A 24,689-nucleotide genomic window follows, 5' to 3' on the forward strand; every position below is an offset into this window, starting at 1 on the left:
CGACAGGGGAAAGTCAGAAAACAGCAGGGATTTGATAGACAGGCTGCCCAGGCGAACGGCATAAAACAATGCGCTTCCCGATGGTTCACCACCTCGACCGATATGCTGCAGTTTAATGCGTTTTGTCTGAGCACATCAATCTATCGCCAGTTGCGCAATCCGCATTCTAGCGCGTTTATGTGCGTGTGCGTGCAGACTTTTGACAAATTCCTTCAAAATGGAAAGCCTGAACACACTCTGTGCAAATGCAAAGAGGTGAACAGGCTTGAAGGTTTTTATCGAAGAGAAGAAAGATCGCTCGGTTGCGCGGAAACCTGGCGCAGGGAAGCTTGCTGGATACCCGGCGTTGCCGTATTGATGTTCTGCGCAGCCATCAGAATGCGGTCAAGATCAGGCGTTGTGCTGCCAAACATCACGCGGCGGATACGGTCACGTTCTGCCAGTACCTTGGAAGCGTAGCCATAGTCATCAGGCCCTACGGCACCTACGTATTGTTTGAGGCCACCTTCCAAAGACCCGGCGCGTTGAATATGTTCCTGCAATACCAGTACGCCAACCCGCAGGTTGGTGACAGGGTCGTAAGCCATCATGCTACCACCTGTGCGCTCAAACTTTTCTGAGTGAACGCTGGTCATGACCTGCATCAGGCCCGATGCGCCCACAGAGCTCTGTGCATAGGGGTTAAAACGTGACTCGATGGCAATAATGGCTAGCAGCAGTGTGGGATCAATGCCGGTGCGCTCGCCAATATTCCATGATTCGTGCACCAGGCGGGCGACCAGTTCAGGAGCAACGCGGTAGCGGTTGGCAATCCAGTTCGCCACTTTCAGTTGCTGTACAGAAAGCTCCTGAGGGTCCAGAACGGCCATATGCGAATTGGCCTGGACCGGGTGCTTGCTGGCCCCGACAGGAATGATATTCGCATCCTCACTGTAGCTTTCAAGATCGAAGGGGGCTGCGACAAAGCTTGCACTTTCACTGGAACCTATTCCGGCCCATTGCAGCAGCTTTTGCCCTGTGCTGTTGCGCATGGATGCACTGCTGGCCAGAATGGCCATAAATACAATCGCGCTTAATCCAATACCCATCAATCCATGTTTAATCATTTTGAATGACATGGCGGATTTGTGGGGAGATGGACATCTCTTTGTAGTGGATGTCATCAGTCATTAACCCTTTCTTTGATGTATCCGGCAAAACAGCCTGTTTACTTCATGCGGCGGTCTTGCCATACTGCATACATGTATTTATAGAGATGATTGACTGCGTAAATTTCAGTGAACAGTCAAGGCTTGTCCATATATATTCAAGCCAAAGTTCGAAGTCTCCTATAAACTCCTTTGTTAAAAGGGAGCTTCTTTCTTGCCATTTAGTTCCCCTGTTAGCGGAACCAAGCAACTAAAACGCATCAATCCGCAGCTTCAAAGAACTGTTGGAAATATACTTTTCGAATTTTAAAATTTATTTATGCAAGGTCAACAATATAAAAACGGTTTGTTATAACTAATAGATATGAAATACCATGATTTACGTGACTTCATCAACCAGTTAGCATCGCAAAAAGAACTGGTTTTTATCCCTGAAAACGTTTCACCGGTCTATGAAATGACCGCTGTGTGCGAAAAGCTGATACGCCGGCAGGGTCCGGCTGTCGTTTTTCAACAACCGACAGGCCATGCCATCCCGGTTCTCGGGAATCTGTTTGGAACCACCGGGCGAGTGGCTGCAGCCATGGGAGCCAATGATCTTTCTGACTTAAGGGAAATTGGGCGCACACTGGCTTCGTTAAAAGAGCCGGAGCCGCCGCGCGGGCTCAAAGACGCAGGCAAGCTGTGGCAACTGGCCAAAGCGGTATGGCATATGAAACCCGGAATTGATAAGCACCCGGTATGCCAGGAAGTGATTTTTGATGGCCCAGATGTCGATCTGAACCGGTTACCCATTCAATGGTGCTGGCCTGGCGATGTGGCGCCGCTCCTGACGTGGGGGCTGGTGGTGACCCGTGGCCCGCAGAATGTTGCCAAGCCACGTTCGCGCCAGAACCTGGGCGTTTACCGGCAGCAGTTACTGGGGCGCAACCGGCTCATCATGCGCTGGCTGGCACATCGGGGCGGGGCGCTGGATTTCCGCGAGTTTGCTCTGGCCAATCCCGGGCAGCCATTCCCGATTGCGGTGGCGTTGGGTGCCGATCCGGCGAGTATTCTGGGCGCTGTCACGCCAGTTCCAGACGCGCTGAGTGAATACCAGTTTGCCGGGCTTTTGCGCGGCAGCCAGACAACGTTGGCCAATTGCAGTGTGGGAGAAGGTAACAGCCGGCTTCAGGTGCCGGCATCTTCTGAAATGGTACTTGAGGGCCATATTCCGATAGCAGAAAAAGGCTACGAAGGGCAGACTGAAAACGGCGTCAGGCTCAAAGAGATCAATGGCTACCTGCATGCGCTGGAAGGACCTTACGGCGACCATACCGGCTATTACAACGAGCAGGACTGGTTTCCGGTGTTTGAGGTGAGCCGCCTGACACACCGCAAGGACCCGATTTACCATTCCACCTATACCGGCAAACCCATTGATGAACCTGCCGTTCTGGGGGTTGCGCTCAACGAAGTGTTTGTTCCCATTCTGCAAAAACAGTTTCCTGAAATTACCGACTTTTATCTGCCGCCGGAAGGATGCAGCTACCGACTGGCGATTGTCAGCATTCGCAAAAGCTACCCCGGGCATGCCAAACGCATCATGATGGGGTTGTGGAGCTTTTTGCGACAGTTCATGTACACCAAATTCATCATCGTGGTGGATGAGGATGTGGATATTCGCGACTGGAAAGAAGTGGTCTGGGCCATGACCACGCGCATGGATCCAGTCAGGGATACCACACTGGTTGACCACACCCCGATTGATTATCTGGACTTTGCCTCTCCGGTCAGCGGACTGGGTGGCAAGATGGGCATGGATGCAACCAACAAGTGGCCGGGTGAAACGCAGCGTGAATGGGGCAAACCGATTGCGATGCAGGCTGAAGCAGAGGAAAAGGCCGCCAGGCTGCTGCAATCTCTGGGGTTGCTGTGAAAAAGTACGGGCTTTTATATATATGCAAATGGTGTGTGATTACATCAATATAACGGCAAGGTATCGGACAGGGAACGCAACATGTGCATCCGGTATGGATAAAATGACGGCAGTATCTGGTAGCAGACATATTTTTACTCAGCGAGGACAAAGAAATATGGGACAGGTGAATGTCGTCAATCATCCTTTGGTACAACACAAACTAACGCTGATGCGCAGCGAAGAGACTACAACCGATAACTTCCGTCGCTTGGTCAGAGAAATTGCTGCCATGCTGACTTATGAGGCAACCCGGCATCTGCCTGTAGAGCACATTTCAGTAAAAACACCGGTGGCAACCTGCCAATCCGCAGTGATTTCCGGGAAAAAACTCTGCCTGGTTTCGATTTTGCGTGCCGGTAACGGCATGATCGACGGCATGATCGACCTGCTGCCCGGCGCCCGGGTGGGGCATATCGGCCTATACCGCGACCCGGATACGCTGGAGCCGGTTGAATATTACTTTAAAGTGCCTGATGACATTGCCGAGCGGGAAGTGCTGGTGGTTGACCCCATGCTGGCGACGGGGAACTCTGCTGTGGCTGCCATTGCCCGCCTGAAAAAAGAGGGGGTCAGCAGCATCCATCTGGTCTGTATATTAGGAGCGCCTGAAGGTGTCAAGAATATGACCGATGCGCATCCGGATGTACCCATTACATTGGCCGCGATTGACCAGGGGTTGAATGATCATGGTTACATTGTGCCCGGACTGGGCGATGCGGGTGACCGCATTTTTGGCACCAAATGATGATGTGGTCATTCTGATTTTAAATGCACACAAACAAACAATAACAGACTCAAACAGGTCTGAGTCTGAGACGCTGGCGGGACGGACAGCCAGTATCTCTACATCACAACCCTAACAGCAATGTGAGAGCAGATGGATATTTTATTTGTCGCAGACCCGATTGATACCTTTAAAACCTATAAAGACTCCACGTTTGCAATGATGCGTGAGGCGGCTGGTAGGGGGCATGCCATCTATGCCTGCGTTCCTTCGCAGATGTCGTGGATTCAGGGTGGGCAGGTTAGAGCGCAGTGCCTGAAACTGGAGCTGACCGGACGCGTTGGAACCGCAGAGCAGGAACTGCATGACTGGTACAACGTACTGTCATCACAAACGATGACGCTGTCTGCGTTTGATGCCATCGTCATGCGCAAAGACCCGCCGTTTGACAGCGAGTATTTCTATGCCACACACCTGCTGGAACAAGCACAGCGTGAAGGCACCCGGGTATTTAACCAGCCTGCAGCGCTGAGGAATCATCCGGAAAAAATGGCACTGATGGAATTTCCCCAGTATGCACCGCCGACCTTGATTTCGCGTGATCCGGTACAGATCAGAGGATTTCATGCGGCTTATAACGATATCATCTTAAAACCGCTGGACGGCATGGGGGGGGCGGGTATTTTCCGTATCAGAGAAGATGGTATGAATTTAGGCAGTGCGATTGAAGCACTGAACCGCTTCGGGCAGCAGACCATCATGGTGCAGCAGTACCAGCCAGCCATTGCACAGGGTGACAAACGGATATTGATTATCGACGGTGAGCCCGCCCCTTATGTCCTGGCACGCATTCCGCAGGGCAGTGAAGTGCGGGGCAATCTGGCCGCAGGCGGCAGGGGGGTGGCACAGCCATTGTCAGACGCCAACCGGGCTGTAGCCAAAGCCATCGGGGAAAAGCTGGCGCCACGTGGTTTACTGCTGATTGGTCTGGATATGATTGGCGACCATGTCACGGAAATCAATGTAACCAGCCCGACCTGTTTTCAGGAAATTGAGCAGCAAACCGGTTTTAATGTGGCTGGTATGTTTGTGGATGCCGTTGAGCGGCATGTCCTGTAGATTGCTTTTTGTCCAATAAAAACGGCATCTTTATAGATGCCGTTTTTTTAGAAACTCAATGTATCAGCTCTTTTTCTGAGCATTGATAATGGCCATCGCGGAGCCGATCAGGCCGGAAATTTCGCTGACGCTGTTAGGCACAATCAGGGTGTTATTCTCCTGGGCCAGTTTGCTGTAAGCATCCACCGCGCGTTCAGCCACTTTCAACTGAACAGCCTGTTCACCGCCTGGGTGCTGGATCGCTGTAGCGATACGTTCAATGGCTGTTGCAGTAGCTTCTGCCACCGCCAGAATGGCCTGTGCTTCACCTTGTGCCTGGTTAATGGCAGCCTGTTTTTCACCTTCAGACTTGGCAATGAACGCGGCACGCTGACCATTGGCAATATTGACCTGCTCCTGCTGGCGACCTTCAGAAGCTGCGATCAGCGCGCGTTTTTCACGCTCAGCAGTAATCTGTGCCTGCATCGCGTGCAGAATGACTTGAGGCGGTGTCAAATCCTTGATTTCATAACGCAGCACTTTTACCCCCCAGGTCAGGGCGCTTTCATCAATGGCGCTGACGACGCTGTGGTTGATGACATCACGCTCTTCAAAGGTACGGTCGAGTTCGAGTTTACCGATGACAGAACGCAAGGTGGTTTGTGCCAGTTGGGTAATAGCGACAATATAATTGCTTGAGCCGTAGCTGGCGTTGTAAGGATCGGTAACCTGAAAGTACAGAATGCCGTCAACCTGCAATTGGGTGTTATCACGGGTGATACACACCTGGCTGGGCACGTCCAGCGGGATTTCTTTCAGGGAATGGCGGTATGCCACCCGTTCAATGAATGGAACCACGAATTTCAATCCGGGGGTCAGGGTGCGGTCATACTTGCCCAAACGTTCAACCACCCAGGCATTTTGCTGGGGCACAATTTTGAACGTCATGGCGACAAAAATGACGGCAATGATACAGACCGCGATTACAAAGTAAAAAGAAAGCGAGAGCATTTCCATAGTGTTTGACCCTGATAAATGGTTTGTTATGTAGAAGAACCGGCTGAAAACGAAATTATCTTACTTATATATTACATGCATGTTTATTTTTTGGCATCCAACTGCAATTGAGAGCCTTTAATGGCGCTGATCGTGCAGCGACCTGTCTGCGGCTCTCCTTCTCCAATCCAGAGGGCAGACCATTCTGCACCGCGATAACGTACCTTGGTGGTCTGATCGGGGTTCCAGTGAACCACTTCCACCGTTTCTCCAATGTCGATCAACGCATTTTTATTTTCGAAATAAATTTTAGAGCGCGGATTTTTATAGCGCTTGAAATGCCACAGTCCGGTGGCAACAGCAGCAGTCAGCGCCGCGCACACAATCTGCCAGTTGAAATTCAGGCCAATCAGATAAGCAACTGCACCTACAATCGTGCCCAGCGCGAGCATCAGCAGGTAAAAGGTTCCTGTGACCAACTCCAGGCCGATTAAAACCGCTGCAGCAATACCCCACCAGTATGCAGGATTCATAGTGTATTCCTTATATATTCAAGAAGTTGCCAAATTTCTAGCAGTCGATGTTTTCGGTTCACATATCATACATGTTTAATGTATACATGTAAACAATTTTGTCTAAGGAAGCCGTTAAAATAACGTGACTGCCTAGTGTATGCATTTCCAGCCAATAAATCCAATTTTTTGTACACGCGCAAGGATATTGTCCTACACTATCAAACTCGCGCATGGGTGATGGTTGATTTTCTCCACCATCATTCTTTTTGTATGTACTTTCGAAATTTTGCCGAATCATGAAATTCCGCTTTCCCATTGTCATCATTGATGAAGATTACCGCTCCGAAAATACATCCGGCCTGGGTATCCGCGCATTGGCGCAAGCCATTGAGCAGGAGGGCATGGAAGTGCTGGGGGTAACCAGTTATGGCGATCTGAGCCAGTTTGCTCAGCAGCAAAGCCGCGCTTCGGCATTTATTCTGTCGATTGATGATGAAGAGGTGGCGCCGGCGGACAACGGCGAAGATGAGGCCGATGCCATTACCAATCTGCGTACCTTCATCAACGAGATTCGCAAAAAGAACGAAGACATACCTATTTACCTGTATGGCGAAACGCGCACGTCCAGGCATGTCCCTAACGACATTCTGCGAGAGTTGCATGGCTTTATCCATATGTTTGAGGATACGCCGGAGTTTGTTGCACGGCACATCATCCGTGAAGCCAAAAGTTATATGGACGGCCTGTCGCCGCCTTTTTTCCGCCAACTGGTGGAATATGCCAATGATGGCTCGTATTCATGGCATTGTCCGGGGCATTCCGGCGGTGTCGCGTTTCTGAAAAGCCCGGTAGGGCAGATGTTTCACCAGTTTTTTGGCGAAAACATGTTGCGTGCAGACGTGTGCAATGCGGTGGAAGAGCTGGGGCAGTTGCTCGACCATACCGGGCCGGTGGCGGCATCAGAGCGCAATGCCGCCCGCATTTTTAATGCCGACCATTGCTATTTTGTGACCAATGGTACCTCAACCAGTAACAAAATTGTCTGGCATCACTCGGTTGCGCCGGGCGATGTGGTGGTGGTAGACCGCAATTGCCATAAATCCATTCTGCATGCGATCATCATGACCGGTGCTATTCCGGTGTTTCTGACGCCCACACGCAATCATTACGGCATCATCGGCCCGATCCGCAAGAGCGAATTCGAGCCGGAAAACATCCGCAAAAAGATTGCAGCCAACCCCTTGCTGAAAGACGTTGACCCGAAAACGGTGAAGCCCCGCATTCTGACGCTGACACAAAGCACTTATGATGGGGTGCTGTACAACACCGATACCATCAAAAAAATGCTGGATGGTTATCTAGACACACTGCATTTTGACGAAGCTTGGCTGCCCCATGCGGCGTTTCATCCGTTCTACGGGCCGTATCATTCCATGGGTAAAAAGCGCCAGCGTCCGAAAAAAGCACTGGTGTTCTCAACGCAGTCAACGCATAAATTGCTGGCAGGCCTGAGCCAGGCGTCGCATATTCTGGTACAGAATGCGCAAAACCATGAGCTGGACCGCTCCATTTTCAATGAAGCCTATCTGATGCACATGTCCACCAGTCCGCAATATGCCATCATTGCCAGTTGCGATGTTGCTGCGGCCATGATGGAGCCCCCAGGCGGCACTGCGCTGGTAGAGGAAAGCATTTTAGAATCGCTGGACTTCCGCCGGGCTATGCGCAAAGTGGAAAAAGAGCTTGGCGATGACTGGTGGTTTAAAGTGTGGGGGCCGGACACGCTGTCGCAGGAAGAGGGAATTGGCGAAGAGAATGACTGGATCATTAAAGGCTCTGGCAAAGAGTCTAAATGGCATGGCTTTGGCGCACTGGCCGATGGTTTTAACATGCTGGACCCGATCAAGGCCACCATTGTCACGCCAGGGCTGGATATGGCGGGCAAGTTTTCCAAAACCGGTATCCCCGCCTCCATTGTGACCAAGTATCTGGCCGAGCACGGCATCATTGTCGAGAAAACCGGTCTGTATTCCTTTTTCATCATGTTTACCATTGGTATTACCAAAGGGCGCTGGAATACACTGCTGGCCGCATTGCAGCAGTTCAAGGACGATTACGACCGTAACCAGCCGATGTGGCGCGTACTGCCGGAGTTCTGCCACAGCCATCCGCAATACGAGCAGATGGGGTTGCGCGACCTGTCGCAGGCTATTCATGAAGCGTATGCCAAGGGCGATGTGGCACGGGTGACGACGGAAATGTACCTCTCGCCGCTGGTGCCAGCCATGTGCCCGGCAGAAGCTTTTGCTAAAATGTCACACCGGGAAATTGACCGGGTTGCCATTGATGCGCTGGAAGGGCGTGTCACTGTCGGCCTGGTCACGCCTTATCCGCCGGGCATTCCTTTGCTGATTCCCGGCGAGCGGTTTAACCGTAAAATTGTCGATTATTTGAAATTCACTTACCAGTTCAACATGCGCTTCCCCGGTTTCCAGACGGATATCCATGGGCTGGTGATTGAAGAAGATGCGAGCGGGCAACAGCAATATTATGTGGATTGCGTTAAAAATTAACGCGGGGATAGTGTTGTTGGCTATTCAGATAATGACAATACAGGCTTAAAATAAGAAAATTCCATCTGTGGGATAAGCGAGTTTGCATGAAAACTGATTTTAATTTTTTGTTTACCGACAAAGCTCAGGAAGCCATTATCAATAAGGGCAAAAAAGGAATTAGTTTTCCTACACCGCCAAATATGCCGGTGTTCCTTCCAGGCGATCTGATCACCTTTGAGCAACTGGACCAGGAACTGATGTTCAAGGTCAGAAGCCGCTATTTCATCTGGAAATCGCACGATTACCTGATCATTCAGTATGTGCTGAGCCTGCCTACAGAAAGCAGCAGGCAAAAAAGCGCTACCCCGGAAAAAGGCAATGACGCTGTTTGATCACGGCATCGCTTCAGATCATTGGTTTTTCAATAAGACATATAACAGTTTAAACAAGCCTACCTTGATCAATACGCCAGGCATATCGCCTTAGCGTTGAATATCAAGGTAGCACGACAGGGTTCATGGACATCGGTGACAATTGACTCCATGATGATTTCTGAACGCTACTCTTCACCTGTTACGGACAGGCTGCTGCAGCACTTAAATCCCGAACAGCTCAAAGCGGTTACACTGCCAGCAGAAAATGCGCTGATACTGGCCGGTGCCGGTTCTGGCAAAACGCGTGTGCTGACTACCCGTATTGCCTGGCTGCTTGCCACAGGCCATGTTTCTCCCGGTGGTATTCTGGCCGTCACCTTTACCAACAAGGCCGCCAAAGAAATGCTGGCCCGGCTGACTGCAATGCTGCCGGTGAATACGCGCGGCATGTGGGTCGGTACGTTTCACGGGTTATGCAACCGTTTTTTGCGCATGCATTGGAAAATTGCCGGCCTGCCGCAAACATTTCAGATTCTGGACACACAGGATCAGCTCGCTGCGATTAAACGCTTGTTAAAAGGACTGGACATTGACCAGGACCGCTTTCCGGCCAAGGAGGTCGCATGGTTTATTTCAAATGCCAAAGAGGGTGGTTTAAGGCCTGCGGACATTGATGCATTTGACCCGGATACACGGAAAAAAGCCGAACTTTATCAGGCCTATCAGCAACAGTGCGAGCGTGAAGGCGTGGTGGACTTTGGCGAACTGATGCTGCGCAGCTACGAACTGCTGCGCGACCATGCGGAAATACGCCAGCATTATCAGCAGCGGTTCAGGCATATCCTGGTCGACGAATTTCAGGACACGAATAAGCTTCAGTATGCGTGGTTGAAAATGTTTGCAAACCAGATGCCAGGCCAGGCCAACTGCATTTTTGCCGTTGGTGATGATGACCAGAGCATCTACACGTTTCGTGGTGCTTATATTGGCAATATGTCTGCGTTTCAGCGCGAGTTCGATGTCAAGGAAGTCATCAAGCTTGAACGCAATTACCGCTCGCAGGGCAATATTCTGGATGCGGCCAATGGACTGATTGCGCATAACGTGGCGCGGCTGGGTAAAAACCTGAGCACCGATGCCGGGCTGGGCGAACAGATCCGGGTGTTTGAAGGCAGTAGTGATCAGGAAGAGGCACGCTGGATTGTGGAGGAACTGGAGCAGTTGCACCATGAAGGCATAGACCGTTCTCAAATGGCGATTCTATACCGCTCCAATGCGCAGTCGCGGGTGATTGAAAACCAGTTGTTCAGTGCCGGAGTGCCTTACCGCGTTTATGGCGGCTTGCGTTTTTTTGAACGGGCCGAAGTCAAACATGCACTGGCGTACCTGCGCCTGCTGGAAAATCCGGATGATGACACCAGTTTTCTGCGTGTGGTGAATTTCCCTCCACGTGGCATTGGTGCGCGCTCGCTGGAACAGTTGCAGGATGTTGCCAGAAATGCCAATGGCGGCTCTGGCAGCAGTTTGCACGAAGCGGTTTCTTTGGTGCAGGGCAGTGCCGGTGTCAAGCTGAGTGCATTCAACGCACTGATTGATGTGTTGCGCGAAGAGATCATCGGTTGCACGTTGCGTGAAATCATTGAAAAAGTACTGACTGCTTCAGGACTGCTGGAACACTATGCCAAGGAGCGCGAAGGTGCTGATCGCATTGAAAACCTGAAAGAACTGATCAATGCCGCTGAAGCTTTTGTAACCATTGAAGGGTTCGGGCGCGATGCTGTCGCGCTATCTGTGCCATCAGCTCCTCATGCCAATGAGCCTGTACAACCGGTTACAGGCCAGGCAGCAGACGGTGCAGTGCAGCCACTCAATGCCCAGGATTTGCTGGATGCGCAGGAAACCATGTCGCCGCTGGCCGCTTTTCTGACACATGCATCGCTGGAAGCTGGTGATAACCAGGCCCAGGCAGGGCAGGATGCCGTGCAATTGATGACCATTCATGCGGCCAAGGGGCTTGAGTTTGACTGCGTTTTCATCACCGGGCTGGAAGAGGGGCTGTTTCCGCACGAGAATTCCCTGTCCGACATTAACGGGCTGGAAGAAGAGCGCCGTTTGATGTATGTCGCCATTACCCGGGCCCGCAAACGCCTGTATCTGAGCTTCACGCAAACCCGTATGCTGCATGGGCAGGTACGCTACAACCTGCGCAGCCGTTTTTTTGATGAAATACCGCCGCAAACGCTGAAGTGGCTGATACCCCGCACGCAATGGACAGTGTCTGCCTCCGCCTCAGAGGGACATACTTCCCGCTGGGACGGTGAGTGGAATGGGCATGCGTCTTCTCTGACGCAAAACAGGCTTGAGCCTGCCAGCGTTGCATCTTCCAAAAAAGATACACATGGGTTACACATCGGGCAGCAGGTATTTCATAACAAATTTGGCGAAGGAACGGTCTTAACCATTGAAGGCAGCGGTAACGACACCAAGGTACAGGTGAAGTTCAACCGCTACGGCACCAAATGGCTGGCCGCATCGGTTGCCAAGCTGACGCCGATTGAAGAATGAGCCTGGAATTATTCGGACTGTCGCTGCTCAATGGTTTGAGTTATGGGCTGCTGCTGTTCATGCTCAGCGCTGGGCTGACGCTGATATTTGGCATCATGCGGGTGCTCAATTTAGCGCATGGCAGTTTTTACATGCTGGGTGCTTATCTGGGCTACACTGCCACCTGCATCGTAGGCATGAATTTCTGGCTGACACTGATACTGGTGCCGTGTGCTGTGGGCATGGTCGGTGTGCTGAGCGAAAAATATCTGTTACGCCGTGTACACGCACGAGGCCATCTGGCTGAATTGTTGCTGACTTATGGCCTTGCGTTGCTGGTACTGGCCGTCGTGCAATGGATATGGGGTAAGGCTCCTGTGGAGTATCGTATTCCCACATTTCTGCAAGGCCACTTGTTTGAGCTTTGGGAAATGAGTTTTCCTCGTTATCGGGCCTTGATCATGGGCATCGCATTGTTCATGCTGTTGTTTCTGATTGCCCTGCTGCGTGGTACATCAACGGGGCTGCTGTTGCAGGCTGCCACACAAAACCCGCGCATGCTGGAATCATTAGGCTATAACGTGCCTGCATTATGGGCATGGTTTTTTGGTGCCGGATGCGCTCTGGCTGCTCTGGCAGGGGTTCTTGGCGGGTTTGCGTATGTCACTGAGCCGGCCATGGCACAGTCCATGGGCATGTTGCTGTTTGTGGTAATCGTCATTGGCGGCATGGGCTCTTTAGCTGGTGCATTGCTGGCTTCTGTGCTGCTGGGCGTATTTCAGACGCTGGCTGTCGGTGTGAATATCCGCCTGGCCGATCTGCTGCATATGGATGTGGTTGCAACAGGTTCGTTATGGAACGTCACGCTGTCACAGTGTGCGCCATTGTTGCCATTCATATTGATGGTGCTGGTGCTGTTATTGCGTCCGCAGGGGCTATTGGGCGCCAGGCAGGAGCGCAGGGTATGAAGCAACGTCTACCCAGTGGGGTTCTGTACGGCACCATGGCGGGAGCCATTCTATTGGCTTTGATATGGTGGTGGCTGCCGGGCTTTGTTTTAAGCCTGCTGGTTCAGTCATGTGCGGCGGTCATCATCTGTGCCAGCCTGCGTGTGCTGGTGGGCATGGGGGGGATTATCAGCTTTGGCCATGCCTTGTATGTCGGGGCCGGTGCCTATGGTACAGCACATCTTTTACAGGCGGTTGAAGCACAGCATTTTTTTGTACCTTTGCTGCTGGCGCCTGTGGCGGGTGGCGTTGCCGGTTTACTGGTGGCAGTGATTGCAGGATGGCTGTGCACACGGCGCACGCATCCGATTTTCATGGCGATGGTGACGCTGGCGTTGTGCGAACTGGCGTACACGCTGGCGCAGATGTGGCCTGCGCTCTTTGGTGATGAAAGCGGCATACCGTTTGACCGTACGGCAGGTAATTTTTTAGGCTTGAATTTTGCAGATGAGCGGTTGGTGATGATACTGGCTTTGCTGTATAGCGTAGTCGTTCTTTTTCTGCTGCATGGTTTTACCCGTACCCCGGCTGGCAAATGGCTGGTGGCATCGCGTGAAGATGCGATGCGGGTCGCCAGTCTGGGCATGTACCCGGCGCGCTTTCAGTACATGGCTTTTTTGATTGCGGGCTTTTTTGCTGGTATTGGCGGTGGCCTGCTGGCGATTGAACTGGAGGGCGCGCATGCTTCCATGCTCAGTGTTGTACAGTCCGGCAGTTATTTGATGTTCACCTATTTAGGCGGGCTTGGCTCTGTTCTCGGTAGCCTGATTGGCGGGGGCGCTTTCAGCCTGGGAATGGTCTGGCTGCCTGCTATCACGCCGGTGTGGGAACTCTATCTAGGGCTGCTTTTTGTTTATGTGGTGCTGTATTGGCCGCAGGGCATCGTCGGTGCCATTAACGCAGGGTATCTACAGTGGTTAAACCACAAAGAGCTGCGCAGCAAAATGGTCTTAATGGCGGTGGCCAAAGCAGGCTGCTGTATTGGTGCCATTGGCATGGTGGAAGGATGCTACCGATTCTGGCGCGCATACATGGCCGCAAGCGGAAACGGTTTTCCTCTGGCAGAGCTGTTTTCCAGCTGGCTGATCGCCTGTATGGCGATATGCGTTATCTGCCTGGGGAGTATCTTTGCACTACAGCGGCAAAGCTATCGCAAAACCGGGAGGACATCATGAACCCAATACTCTCGTTGCGCCAGATCAGCCTGAGCTATGGACATTTCAAGGCACTGAATGGCATCAGTCTGGATGCCATGCCGGGGGAACGTCTGGCGATTATTGGCCCCAATGGCTCTGGAAAGAGTTCCTTGTTTGATGTGATCAGCGGGTTTGCCAAAAGAGAAGCAGGAGAAATCTGGTTAAACGGTCAGCGGATTGACCATCTGTCATGCCAGAAACGTTGCCGGGCCGGGCTGGTCAGGAGTTTTCAGACCAGCCGTCTGTTTGGGCAGATGACGGTGCTGGAACATGTTCAGTGTGCAGCTTTTTTCCAAAAAACCCGCCCATGGCAACGGTATGCGTTCTGGTGTGGAATGCATCGCATGGCAAATGTTCACGATGCGGCACAGGCCGCTTTACAGCATGTTGGGCTTGAACGTTATGTGCAGGAACGGGCAGGGAATCTGAGCTATGCCAACCAGAGGCTGCTTGAGCTGGCTATTGTGCTTGCAACCGATGCCAAAGTGCTCTTGCTCGATGAGCCAACGGCCGGGCTGAGCCGTGCGGAAACACAGGATTTTCTGGGGCGGATAGACACCCTGGCAAAAGATAGAACCATCCTGATGATAGAACACGATATGTCTGTGGTTTTTCAACTGGCGCACCGGGTCGTGGTACTGGCGCAGGGGCAAGTACTGGCCTGCGATACACCGCAGGCCATCCAGCGTAATCAGCAGGTACAGCAACTGTATTTGTCCGGCCACAATGCAGAAACGCTTTTGCCCGGGGAGCCTTTATGCTAAATATCAGCGATCTGGCAGTTGCTTATGGCAGCAGGGCGGTATTGCAGGGCATCAGCCTTAACGTGGCTGCGGGTGAAGTGGTTGCCATGATTGGCCGCAATGGTTCCGGCAGGTCGACCTTGCTGACAGCCATTGCCGGGCATGTGAGCATCGCAGCAGGGGAAATTCAATTAGGGCAACACTTCATCACGCGCTGGCCTGCTTATTTGCGTGCCCGGGCCGGGCTTGCGTGGGTGCCTGAAAACAAGCTGCTGTTCAATGAACTGAGTGTCAGGCAAAACCTGCTTTTAGGGATGGGCCCGGGGACTGCACACAACGATCAGAAAACAGCGCTGGAACGTATTTATGCGCTTTACCCGCTGTTGGCTGAGCGCGCTGCCATTTCGGCTGGCGCACTTTCTGGTGGAGAACAGCAATTGCTGGCTTTTGCCCGCGCGTTGATGCGCGTTCCCAAAGTTTTATTGCTGGATGAACCGGCTGAAGGGCTGGCGCCCCGTATGGTTGAACAAATGAGTGAACATCTGCTGAGTTTAAAAGCCCAGGGTGTTGCCATATTGCTGGTGGAGCAGAAGCTGACAATGAGCACGTCTCTTGCTGACCGTTGCCTGGTTTTGGAGCAGGGGGGCATAACGTTCAGTGGCGGTGTGCAGCAGTTGCTGGAAAGCCAGAAGCAGGATCAATAGCGGTAGCAGTAGCCGTGCCGGTGATCAGCGGTGGGGGGCAGGCGATAGGCTAGCGTCTTGCAAAATGCTCATAGCGCCGGTCAGTATCAATACGTTGGGTATCCAGCGCAGTCACTTTGGCCAACGGCGGGCCAAAACGCAGCCACTGCAGCATTTCGTCTACCTGGTCAGGTACACCTTGTACCAGGGCTTCAACCGTGCCATCATCCAGGTTGCGAACCCAGCCGTGAATACCGAGGGCGTGCGCTTTTCGTACAGTTGCCTGGCGAAAACCAACGCCTTGCACCTGTCCATGGACTCTGACCTGATATGTTTCCGGGATGTGTTGCATAGCGCGCATTTTAATGGATGGGTGTATCCACATGCAGCGCAGTTAAAAAAACACCCCGATGAGGTAAATCAACAAGACCTGGTTTTGTCGCTTAAAGCCATCCATTCTGGCAGTTTGTGACTTTAGCTGGTACACGACATTCTGATATAGTTTTACCATTTCAGCGATTATCTCAACAAACGGGCGCAGAACATTTCAGGCTTCTACTTTTTCAAGCATCATGAATCATCCTTTGATTATTTTCATTGACTATATCGGTACATTTGCTTTTGCGATCAGCGGTGCGGTTGCCGCACAGCAACGGCGGCTGGACATCTTCGGCATTATCGTGATTGCTTTTGTGACCGCCTGTACGGGTGGGGTGGTGCGTGACCTGTGTATTGGTGCATTGCCGCCTGTCAGCTTGTCACAGTGGCCTTATCTGGTGATTTCCGTGCTGGCGGTGCTCATTTCCGTTGCAGCTTCCAGATGGATTCAGAAACTGACGTATCCGGTGCTGTTTTTTGATGCGATCGGCCTGAGTTTTTTTGCCATTTTCGGGGCCTATAAAACATTACTGTTTACCAGCAATACAGAGCTGGCCATTCTTTTGGGCATTACTTCCGCAGTCGGGGGCGGTGTTATCCGTGATGTGCTGCTGAACCGGGTTCCGGTGATTTTACATAAAGATATTTACGCGACGGCTGCATTGTTGGGTGCTGTTTTACTGGTGCTTGGCGAGCTGGCAAATCTGCCGTTGCTGTTGACTTCGTGCGTGGCGGCGGGGGCATGTTTTGTCATTCGCATGCTGTCGCTGCATCGGAATTGGAAGCTGCCGTCATTTCCGTATCACAGGAACCCGCCTAAAAACTAAAAATATCAATGGCAACGAGGGATTTCCCTGCCCCTGTTTCTGACGCTACACTGTGACAGCCTGTTGAGCCTTGTGCTTTCAGGCCGCAAATGCAGCAATCCAGGACCGTTTGTTTTTTTATTTTGGTGCATATAAACGTCATTTGATGGGTAAAAAGTCATGAAAATGAACTTTTTCTATTTCCTGAGTGACTGAAAAATTCCTCTGTCCTGAGAATGTGTGTATTCTTGCGTCGATTGATTTCAACTTGATGAAAGATTGGTATGGAGTTTAAAAAATACAGTGCAGAACTCATTGGGACATTCTGGCTTACTTTTGGTGGTTGCGGCAGTGCGGTAATTGCTGCGGCATTTCCTCACGTCGGCATCGGACTGCTTGGCGTGGCTTTGGCATTTGGTCTGACCGTACTGACCATGGCATATGCCATTGGGCACATTTCCGGTTGCCACCTGAACCCGGCCGTAACCATTGGCTTGGCAGCAGGCGGGCGTTTTCCATTTTCCCAGGTGCTGCCGTATATCGTGGCTCAGGTTATTGGTGCCATTATTGCCGCGGCGGTGCTGTATGTGATTGCCAGTGGCGCTCCTGGTTTTGATGTGGTTGCCAGTGGATTTGCTGCCAATGGTTATGGTGAGCATTCTCCGGGGCATTATGCGCTGGGCTCTGCATTGGTAGCTGAAGTTGTGTTGACCATGATGTTCCTGTTCATCATCATGGGCGCTACCCATGAAAAAGCCCCGGCTGCACTGGCACCTGTGGCTATTGGTCTGGCACTGACGCTGATTCACCTGATCAGCATTCCTGTAACCAATACATCGGTCAACCCGGCACGCAGTACCGGGCCTGCCTTGTTTGTGGGTGGCTGGGCATTAAGCCAGTTGTGGCTGTTCTGGGTTGCTCCCATTGTCGGGGGCGTATTGGGCGGCCTGATTTACCGCTGCCTTAGCTGCACCAAAAAGCAGTAAAAAAGCATTAACAAGCGTATGCGTGGTAGGGGCATTTGCCGCGTACGCTTGTCAAACGGCTTTTATCTATCAAGATAGACCCTTGAAAGTTGTAGTTGCCACAGGCATGCTGTGCAATCTGAATGTGCGCGGCATGCTTTGGCAACCGAAATAACAAAACACGTCAACTTATCAGGAGGTCTGTTTATGGCACATGGAACCACACCATTTCTTTTAATTCCCGGACTGTTGTGTACGTCGGAGCTCTATGCTCCCCAGCTTCCTTTCCTCTGGCGTTATGGACCAGTGATGGTGGCCAACCATACGCAGGCAGACAGCGTGCAGGCCATTGCCAAACAGATACTGGATGCAGCACCATCCAAGTTTGTACTGATGGGGCTGTCCATGGGTGGCTACCTGGCGCTGGAAATTATGCGGCAGGCACCTGAACGTGTGCTGCGCCTGGCACTGATGGATACCTCGGCACGTCCTGATACCGCAGAAGGCAAAGCAGGGCGACAGGAAAAGGTGAAAAAGGCGCGCAATGGCGAGTTTGACAAAGTCGTCAGCGATTTGCTGCCGGCCATGTTGCTGCCTGAGCACCTGAAAAACGAACAACTGGTGCAAACCAGCAAACGCATGGCCCAGGTGGTTGGCATAGAAGGCTTTGCCAGGCAGCAGCAGGCTATCATGGATAGGCCGGACTCCCGTCCCGGGCTGAGCCGGATTCAATGTCCGACACTGGTACTGGTCGGACGGGAAGATAAACTGATACCTTTGGAGCATTCCAAAGAAATGGCTGACCAGATTAAGGGTGCCCAGCTTGTCACAATTCCTGAATGCGGGCATATTGCAACGCTGGAACAGCCCGAGAAAGTCAACAAAGCTTTGGAGCAGTGGCTGCAGCAGGCGTTTTAAACAACTGATTTTCCCCTGTTTATCCGGAGCTGCTTCAAAAACGCAAAATGACATCTGGGGCTGCGTGGGTTTCCATTTTTAATATATTATAATTATCGAATATATTAATTATTGAATGGATTGACATGCATCCTTGGTTACTTTCAGGCATAGGCGGTGTACTGATTGGCCTATCGGCAGTGGTTTTAATGGCCTCCATAGGGCGGATTGCCGGTATCAGCGGCATTGCAGGCGGAGCGCTTCCCGGTATCGTGCGCCACGGGGATCTGGGCTGGCGTCTGGCTTTTATCGGCGGGCTTATCGCTGCGCCACTTTTGTTGTTGATCATCCGCGGCAGCAGCGGCATCGGAGTGCCGCAGGTCTCATGGCCATGGATGCTTGTGGCCGGGTTGCTGATAGGCTTTGGAACCCGTTTGGGTAACGGATGTACCAGTGGGCATGGTGTATGTGGCATCGCCCGCCTGTCTCCGCGTTCTTTAGTGGCAACCATGGTGTTTATGGTTTTTGGCATCAGTACGGTTTTTGTCATTCGCCATCTGTTGCAAGGAAGCCTGCTATGAAGTTGGGGGCTGCTTTACTTGCCGGGTTGCTGTTCGGGCTGGGCCTGATCTTGGGAGGAATGACAGAGCCAGCCGCCGTGCTTGGTTTCCTGGATGTATTCGGGCAATGGAACCCGCGCCTGGTGTTTGTCATGGGGGCAGCGTTGCTGACAACGGCTGTTGGTTATCGGCTGGTATTTCGCCAGCAACATCCCTGGTTTGAGCAGAAGTTTCAATTGCCAATGAGTAAGCGGCTGGATATCCGCCTGATTACCGGTGCGGCCTTGTTTGGCATGGGGTGGGGCATTGCGGGTTATTGTCCAGGACCTGCTCTGGCATCACTGAGCAGCGGGCAAGTTACCGTATGGTTGCTGGTAGCAGCCATGATAGCCGGCTGGTGGCTGGCAGCAAAGCTGTTGCCATCGGGCTCAAAATAACCGGTATGAATATGATAAATTTAATGACGCTTGTAGGCATCTCATGAAAAATACACCTGCTTTGCAGATATCCCCATCCACTGATCTGCATGACATGACCGGCATGCAACAACATGCCGATGAAGCCATTGCTGTGCTCAAAGCCATTGCAAGCCCAAACCGGCTGATGCTGTTATGCCGGCTTTTGCATGGCGAATGTTCTGTCAGCGAGCTGTCGCAGGCTTTGGGGCAATCGCAAAGCGTGGTATCCCAGCACCTGTCTTTGCTGCGGCGGGACAAACTGGTCACCGGCAGGCGCGCAGGGCAATCCATTTACTATGCCATCAGCGATAAACGTGTATATGGTTTAATGGAAAAGCTGTTTGAACTTTTCTGCACAGATCACCCCGATATGGACGCCCGTTTAAAATGATTGGTGCATAATACCCATGATTTTTATGATACGGCTTTCAACAAGAAGCAGGCAACAGAGTGCCATGCAGATTTGTTGTGATGATTTGAAGAATGTATACTTCCCCCATTCGCTACATTGAACCTGTTTACCGTCCGCCCAGTGAGGCCCATTCGCTGATACTGCCAGTAACGGACGGGTGCTCGTGGAACCAGTGTACATTTTGCGAAATGTATAAAGCGCCGCAGAAGCGCTTTCGTGCCCGCAGTGAGACAGAGGTTCTGGAAAGCATACAGCGCAGTGCCGACTATTATGGCAACCGGGTACAGCGTGTTTTTCTGGCTGATGGCGATGCACTGATTCTGTCAACCCGGCGCTTGCTGACGATACTGGAAGCCATACGCACCCATATGCCTTCAGTCAGGCGGATATCCAGCTATTGTCTGGCCAGCAACCTGCGCCGCAAAACAGTAGAAGAACTGACAGAACTGCGTGAAGCAGGGTTGCAACTGGTGTATCTGGGGGCAGAATCCGGTGATGATGAGGTGCTGCAGCGGGTTAATAAAAACGAAACATTTGAATCAACACGCTCTGCACTGGATAAGCTGGGGGAGGCTGGTATTTCACGCTCTGTCATGCTGCTCAACGGCCTTGGCGGGGTAACGTTGACAGCCCAGCATGCGGACAATTCGGCCCGCCTGATCAACGCGACACAGCCTGAATACCTGGCAACGCTGGTGGTGAGTTTTCCTTATGGGGATACAAGGCTGCGTGAACATTTCCCAGACTGGCAACCTTTGTCACAACATGAACTTTTCGTTGAAATGGAACGCTTTTTATCTCAGCTTGAGTTAAAGCGCACCGTTTTCAGGTCTGACCATGCATCCAACTGGCTGGTTCTGAAAGGCACGCTCAATGCGGATAAAGACGCATTGCTGGCCCAGGTCAGAACAGCCATTGCCACACCAGAGGCTGCACCATTGCGCCCGTCCTGGGCCAGAGCATTATGACTCTTCCCCTGTCCCCCTGGGCCCTCATTAACGAATACCAGTGACTTCGTAACCAGCATCAGTGACGGCATCGGACAGCGCTTTGTCTGCCACACTGTCTTCAGCAGTTACGGTTGCTGTTTTGGCTGCCAGATCCACATGGACGTTGCTCACACCCGGTACTGCGCTCAAGGCCTTTTCGACTCTGGTGGAGCAATGGCCGCAGCTCATGCCTTCGATCTGAATATTTTTGGTTGTCATGTCTAAACTCCTTTGGTCAGTTGACTCTGTTGAAATTTCAGGGATTGCTCCTGCCTGAAGAGCAGGGGACTTGTCGGCATTTTCCAGTGCCTGTGAATTCTGTGTATATCTGGGTTTAAACCAGCGCAGCCGCAGCGCATTACTGACCACGCTCACCGAGCTTAAGCTCATGGCAGCAGCAGCAATCATCGGACTGAGTGTCAGCCCCCACACGCCATAAAAAACGCCTGCAGCCACGGGAATGCCCACACTGTTATAAAAGAACGCCCAGAACAGGTTCTGACGAATGTTACGCATTACCGCTTTGCTTAACTGGATAGCGGTGACCGCATCCAGCAGGTCGCTCTTCATCAGCACAATGTCGGCTGATTCAATGGCGATGTCTGTGCCGGCACCAATGGCGATGCCGACATCGGCCCGTGCCAGCGCCGGTGCGTCGTTAATGCCGTCACCCACCATGGCCACTTTTTTACCCTGCGCCTGCAATGCGCGGATTTCACGCTCTTTGTCTTGCGGCAGCACCTCAGCCAGCACATGGGCAATGCCTGCCTGTTGCTGCACAGCAGCGGCAGTCTGAGCGTTATCACCAGTCAGCATGATCACGTCAATGCCCATTGCCTGCAATTCTGCCACTGCCTGGCGGCTGGTTTTTTTAATCACATCTGCAACCGCAATGATGCCAAGCAAAGCCTTGTCGTTGGCAAAATACAGCGCCGTTTTACCTTCATTGGCAAACGCTTGGGCCTGGGCATTTGCTGCCTGATCAAGCACGATGCCCTGTGCAGCCATCAGTTTGCTGTTACCGGCAAAATAGCGTTGCCCGTCAAGCAGGGCACTGATACCTTGTCCCGGCGTTTGTTGCAGGCCGGATGCTTTGACTAGTTCCATACCCCGTTGCTGTGCCTCGTTCACAATGGCCATGCCCAGCGGATGCTCGGAAAGTTTTTCCAGCGAAGCCGCAATGCGTAGCAATTGTGATTCATTGCCGTTATCGGCAGTCACGATATCGGTCACCACAGGTTTGCCTTCAGTCACCGTACCGGTTTTATCCAGCACCACGGTATCTACCGCCTGAGCCACTTCAATGGCTTGTGCCGACTTGATCAAAATACCGTTGGCAGCGCCTTTGCCGGTACCCACCATGATTGCCGTGGGCGTAGCCAGCCCCAGCGCACAGGGGCATGAAATAACCAGCACGGCAATGCAGATGGATAGTGCAAACTCCAAGTCATAACCCAGTAGCAGCCACACCGCAGCAGCTAGCACAGCAATCACAATAACCACCGGCACAAAAATGCCGCTGATTTTATCGGCCAGTCGGGCAATCGGCGCTTTGGACGAGGTGGCTTCATCTACCAGCTTGACAATCTGTGACAGCGTTGTGTCGTCCCCGGTACGGGTTACCCGCATCAGAAAATGCCCGGCTTTGTTGATGGTCGCGCCAGTGACTTTGTCGCCGTTTTGCTTTTCCGCCGGAATGCTCTCACCGGTAATGGCCGATTCATCTATGAAAGCGCTGCCTTCGGTGATAACGCCATCTGCGGCAATGCTTTCACCAGCTTTCACCACCAGAATATTGTCTACCTGAACCTGATCGCTGGGCACCACTTTTTCAACACCGTCATGCAATACAGTCGCGGTTTTCGGTACCAGATTCACCAGCCGGGTGATCGCATCAGACGTCTTGCCTTTGGCTCTGGCCTCTAAAAACTTGCCCAGCGTGATCAGCGTCAGAATCATTGCCGCTGATTCAAAATACAGGTTCATTGCAAAATGTTCTGTGCCTGCCAGGTCACCATGCCCCAGTGCATTCCCTATTTTGTAAATAGCGTACACACCAAAAACAACCGCAGCACCTGATCCGATGGCAATCAGCGAATCCATATTCGGAGCGCCGGAAAAAAGTGTTTTAAAGCCAACACGGTAGTATTTGAAATTGACAAACACCACCGGCAGGATCAGAAGAAACTGGGTAAACGCATACGCCAGAGCGTTTTGTGACCCCGTTAAAAACCCTGGCAGCGGTAAGCCTGCCATATGCCCCATGGCAATATAAAACAGCGGTACCGTAAACAGCAAAGAAATCAGCAAACGCTGTTTCATTTCCTGAAGTTCCTGCTTGGCAATATCCGATGGTGTACTGCCTGCTGCTTTGCCACTGTGCTGGCCGTTGCGCAGCGCAGCGCCATAGCCTGCCTTTTCAACTGCAGCCGTAATATTGCCCGCAGAGGTGATCTTTTCATCATAAGAAACATTCATGCTGTTTTTCAGCAGGTTGACGTTGACCTCATTCACGCCCTGCAGCGCAGCAACACTCTTTTCCACCCGTGCGGAACAGGCAGAGCATGTCATGCCGGAGATATCAAAAAGCGCTTTCTGCATATTCTGTCTCTTTATTGGATTGGGGAATTACCGAATACATTGAACTTTATAAAGTTTATGAGTATCATTTTAGGTATAAGTATAATTTTTTCAAGAATGCACTTTTTTGATATATAGTATCCAAAAGGATACAATGCTATGAACAAAGCCAAACAATCTATTTCATGCTGCCCGCCTCAGGCAGCTTCTGCTTCAGAAGAAACCTACTGCCCGGTGGAAGCGACCATCAACCTGATTGGCGGCAAATACAAGTCATTGATCCTGTGGAAACTGGCTCACAATACGTTGCGGTTTTCACAACTGCGAAGAGAAGTACCCGGAGCCACACCCAAAATGCTTACACAGCAACTGCGTGAGCTGGAAACACATGGGCTTATCAGGCGCAAAGTATTCCCAGTGGTTCCGCCCAAGGTGGAATACTCGCTGACAGAGTTTGGCCATAGCCTTAAACCGGTGCTGGAGGCCATGTACACCTGGGGTACAGGTTACCTGCATACGCAGGGGCTGGAAGTCAATTGCTCTATGGAACCATTTGCAGAAGAAGACGAAGCAGAAATAGCATGAAAATCGTGAAATAATTCCACATCAAGAGTTGGCGGGTCATTTTTGGATCGGTGTAATTTTTCTTTTAAAACAATAAGTTAACAAAAATCGGGTCATTATTGACCCGGTATGGTTTCTCTTTAAAATCAATGAGTTAGCAAAAAACGGGGCAATAATGACCCGTTTTTGCTTGTGGATAAATAGAAATTCTGTGGATAACCTGTTTCTACTTTTTTGTGAATTGAATTTTTATAAATAAAATCAATGCATTAAATATTTGGTTGGTATGCTGGCACATGAATTGCAATATATCTAAGTGAAACTGCCCGAAGGCAGCACGTTTGTCTTATTTATGTTTGTTATTTCAACAAGGAGCACTCAGAATGCCAACCCCAGCGTACATTTCAATTGAAGGCAAAACCCAGGGCAACATCACCCAGGGTGCATTCACAGCCGATTCCGTCGGTAACGTCTACGTCGAAGGCCACGAAGACGAAATCCTGGTCCAGGAAATCAGCCACCGTGTTACGACCCCGA

General features: G+C 51.7%; 24 protein-coding genes and 1 riboswitch. Of the genes, 19 read left to right on the forward strand and 5 right to left on the reverse strand.

Features of this window, described 5'->3' with window-relative positions:
* Positions 1 to 38: 38 nt before the first annotated feature.
* Positions 39 to 164, reverse strand: a riboswitch (ZMP/ZTP riboswitch).
* Positions 165 to 275: 111 nt separating this feature from the next.
* Positions 276 to 1,088 carry a transglycosylase SLT domain-containing protein gene (locus AACY98_RS08270; RefSeq protein ID WP_339803891.1) on the reverse strand — a complete coding sequence of 271 codons (813 nt, stop codon included), beginning with the start codon at positions 1,086 to 1,088 and terminating at the stop codon, positions 276 to 278.
* 424 nt (positions 1,089 to 1,512) lie between these two features.
* Here AACY98_RS08270 and AACY98_RS08275 point away from each other — a divergent pair, with 424 nt between their 5' ends.
* The 3 genes from AACY98_RS08275 to gshB all read left to right on the forward strand — a co-directional run bounded on the left by AACY98_RS08275 (position 1,513) and on the right by gshB (position 4,951).
* Complete coding sequence (locus tag AACY98_RS08275; protein WP_339803894.1) at positions 1,513 to 3,066, forward strand: UbiD family decarboxylase; 1,554 nt, start codon at positions 1,513 to 1,515, stop codon at positions 3,064 to 3,066.
* 157 nt (positions 3,067 to 3,223) lie between these two features.
* The gene (gene upp / locus AACY98_RS08280; RefSeq protein ID WP_126977658.1) at positions 3,224 to 3,853 is read left to right on the forward strand and encodes a uracil phosphoribosyltransferase; all 630 of its coding nucleotides are present in this window, start codon (positions 3,224 to 3,226) and stop codon (positions 3,851 to 3,853) included.
* A 132-nt stretch (positions 3,854 to 3,985) separates the two neighbouring features.
* Positions 3,986 to 4,951 (forward strand): glutathione synthase, encoded by a 966-nt coding sequence (gene gshB, locus AACY98_RS08285; protein ID WP_339803896.1) that lies wholly within the window; start codon positions 3,986 to 3,988, stop codon positions 4,949 to 4,951.
* Between the two features lie 63 nt (positions 4,952 to 5,014).
* On the opposite strand, the gene AACY98_RS08290 is transcribed toward gshB, so the two are convergent.
* Together AACY98_RS08290 and AACY98_RS08295 are read right to left on the reverse strand one after the other, a co-directional pair.
* Positions 5,015 to 5,947 carry an SPFH domain-containing protein gene (locus tag AACY98_RS08290; protein WP_339803899.1) on the reverse strand — a complete coding sequence of 311 codons (933 nt, stop codon included), beginning with the start codon at positions 5,945 to 5,947 and terminating at the stop codon, positions 5,015 to 5,017.
* An 83-nt stretch (positions 5,948 to 6,030) separates the two neighbouring features.
* Positions 6,031 to 6,459, reverse strand: coding sequence for an NfeD family protein (locus AACY98_RS08295; protein WP_339803902.1), 429 nt, complete (start codon positions 6,457 to 6,459; stop codon positions 6,031 to 6,033).
* Positions 6,460 to 6,737: 278 nt separating this feature from the next.
* Here AACY98_RS08295 and AACY98_RS08300 point away from each other — a divergent pair, with 278 nt between their 5' ends.
* The 7 genes from AACY98_RS08300 to AACY98_RS08330 all read left to right on the forward strand — a co-directional run bounded on the left by AACY98_RS08300 (position 6,738) and on the right by AACY98_RS08330 (position 15,564).
* Positions 6,738 to 9,014: an arginine/lysine/ornithine decarboxylase gene (locus tag AACY98_RS08300; protein ID WP_339803905.1), complete on the forward strand. Its 2,277-nt coding sequence runs from the start codon at positions 6,738 to 6,740 to the stop codon at positions 9,012 to 9,014.
* Positions 9,015 to 9,100: 86 nt separating this feature from the next.
* A complete protein-coding gene (locus tag AACY98_RS08305; protein WP_126977670.1) occupies positions 9,101 to 9,388 on the forward strand; it encodes a hypothetical protein in 288 nt (95 codons plus the stop codon).
* 153 nt (positions 9,389 to 9,541) lie between these two features.
* Positions 9,542 to 11,935 carry a UvrD-helicase domain-containing protein gene (locus AACY98_RS08310; RefSeq protein WP_339803975.1) on the forward strand — a complete coding sequence of 798 codons (2,394 nt, stop codon included), beginning with the start codon at positions 9,542 to 9,544 and terminating at the stop codon, positions 11,933 to 11,935.
* Entirely contained in the window at positions 11,932 to 12,882 is a 951-nt protein-coding gene (locus tag AACY98_RS08315; RefSeq protein ID WP_339803909.1) for a branched-chain amino acid ABC transporter permease, read from the forward strand. Before AACY98_RS08310 ends, AACY98_RS08315 begins: the two co-directional genes overlap by 4 nt.
* A complete protein-coding gene (locus AACY98_RS08320; protein ID WP_339803912.1) occupies positions 12,879 to 14,096 on the forward strand; it encodes a branched-chain amino acid ABC transporter permease in 1,218 nt (405 codons plus the stop codon). Before AACY98_RS08315 ends, AACY98_RS08320 begins: the two co-directional genes overlap by 4 nt.
* Entirely contained in the window at positions 14,093 to 14,881 is a 789-nt protein-coding gene (locus AACY98_RS08325; RefSeq protein WP_339803915.1) for an ABC transporter ATP-binding protein, read from the forward strand. Before AACY98_RS08320 ends, AACY98_RS08325 begins: the two co-directional genes overlap by 4 nt.
* Positions 14,875 to 15,564 (forward strand): ABC transporter ATP-binding protein, encoded by a 690-nt coding sequence (locus AACY98_RS08330; RefSeq protein WP_339803918.1) that lies wholly within the window; start codon positions 14,875 to 14,877, stop codon positions 15,562 to 15,564. The genes AACY98_RS08325 and AACY98_RS08330 overlap by 7 nt, the downstream gene beginning before the upstream one ends.
* A 49-nt stretch (positions 15,565 to 15,613) precedes the next feature.
* Here the strand turns inward: AACY98_RS08330 and AACY98_RS08335 are convergent, their stop codons facing one another.
* Complete coding sequence (locus AACY98_RS08335) at positions 15,614 to 15,895, reverse strand: acylphosphatase (protein ID WP_339803921.1); 282 nt, start codon at positions 15,893 to 15,895, stop codon at positions 15,614 to 15,616.
* 220 nt (positions 15,896 to 16,115) lie between these two features.
* Here AACY98_RS08335 and AACY98_RS08340 point away from each other — a divergent pair, with 220 nt between their 5' ends.
* The 7 genes from AACY98_RS08340 (at position 16,116) to AACY98_RS08370 (ending at position 20,987) form a co-directional block, all read left to right on the forward strand.
* A complete protein-coding gene (locus tag AACY98_RS08340) occupies positions 16,116 to 16,748 on the forward strand; it encodes a trimeric intracellular cation channel family protein (protein ID WP_126977686.1) in 633 nt (210 codons plus the stop codon).
* A 263-nt stretch (positions 16,749 to 17,011) separates the two neighbouring features.
* Complete coding sequence (aqpZ, locus tag AACY98_RS08345; RefSeq protein ID WP_126977688.1) at positions 17,012 to 17,713, forward strand: aquaporin Z; 702 nt, start codon at positions 17,012 to 17,014, stop codon at positions 17,711 to 17,713.
* A 186-nt stretch (positions 17,714 to 17,899) separates the two neighbouring features.
* Positions 17,900 to 18,610 (forward strand): alpha/beta fold hydrolase, encoded by a 711-nt coding sequence (locus tag AACY98_RS08350; protein ID WP_339803927.1) that lies wholly within the window; start codon positions 17,900 to 17,902, stop codon positions 18,608 to 18,610.
* Between the two features lie 125 nt (positions 18,611 to 18,735).
* Positions 18,736 to 19,170, forward strand: coding sequence for a YeeE/YedE family protein (locus tag AACY98_RS08355; protein WP_339803929.1), 435 nt, complete (start codon positions 18,736 to 18,738; stop codon positions 19,168 to 19,170).
* The gene (locus AACY98_RS08360) at positions 19,167 to 19,586 is read left to right on the forward strand and encodes a DUF6691 family protein (RefSeq protein WP_339803932.1); all 420 of its coding nucleotides are present in this window, start codon (positions 19,167 to 19,169) and stop codon (positions 19,584 to 19,586) included. Before AACY98_RS08355 ends, AACY98_RS08360 begins: the two co-directional genes overlap by 4 nt.
* A 43-nt stretch (positions 19,587 to 19,629) precedes the next feature.
* On the forward strand, positions 19,630 to 19,998 hold the full coding sequence (locus AACY98_RS08365; protein ID WP_239441961.1) for an ArsR/SmtB family transcription factor: 369 nt from the start codon (positions 19,630 to 19,632) through the stop codon (positions 19,996 to 19,998).
* Between the two features lie 92 nt (positions 19,999 to 20,090).
* Positions 20,091 to 20,987, forward strand: coding sequence for a radical SAM protein (locus tag AACY98_RS08370; RefSeq protein ID WP_339803936.1), 897 nt, complete (start codon positions 20,091 to 20,093; stop codon positions 20,985 to 20,987).
* Between the two features lie 27 nt (positions 20,988 to 21,014).
* Here AACY98_RS08370 and AACY98_RS08375 read toward each other — a convergent pair whose 3' ends face one another.
* The gene (locus AACY98_RS08375; RefSeq protein ID WP_339803939.1) at positions 21,015 to 23,609 is read right to left on the reverse strand and encodes a heavy metal translocating P-type ATPase; all 2,595 of its coding nucleotides are present in this window, start codon (positions 23,607 to 23,609) and stop codon (positions 21,015 to 21,017) included.
* 138 nt (positions 23,610 to 23,747) lie between these two features.
* Between AACY98_RS08375 and AACY98_RS08380 the strand changes: the two genes are divergently transcribed.
* Together AACY98_RS08380 and tssD are read left to right on the forward strand one after the other, a co-directional pair.
* Positions 23,748 to 24,173 (forward strand): winged helix-turn-helix transcriptional regulator, encoded by a 426-nt coding sequence (locus AACY98_RS08380; protein ID WP_339803941.1) that lies wholly within the window; start codon positions 23,748 to 23,750, stop codon positions 24,171 to 24,173.
* A gap of 362 nt (positions 24,174 to 24,535) precedes the next feature.
* Positions 24,536 to 24,689: type VI secretion system tube protein TssD (gene tssD / locus AACY98_RS08385; protein WP_339803978.1), on the forward strand; the 154-nt coding region annotated here is incomplete at its 3' end.

Origin of the sequence: Saezia sanguinis (assembly GCF_963921665.1) — a bacterium.
Classification (GTDB): Bacteria; Pseudomonadota; Gammaproteobacteria; order Burkholderiales; family Burkholderiaceae_C; genus Saezia; species Saezia sanguinis.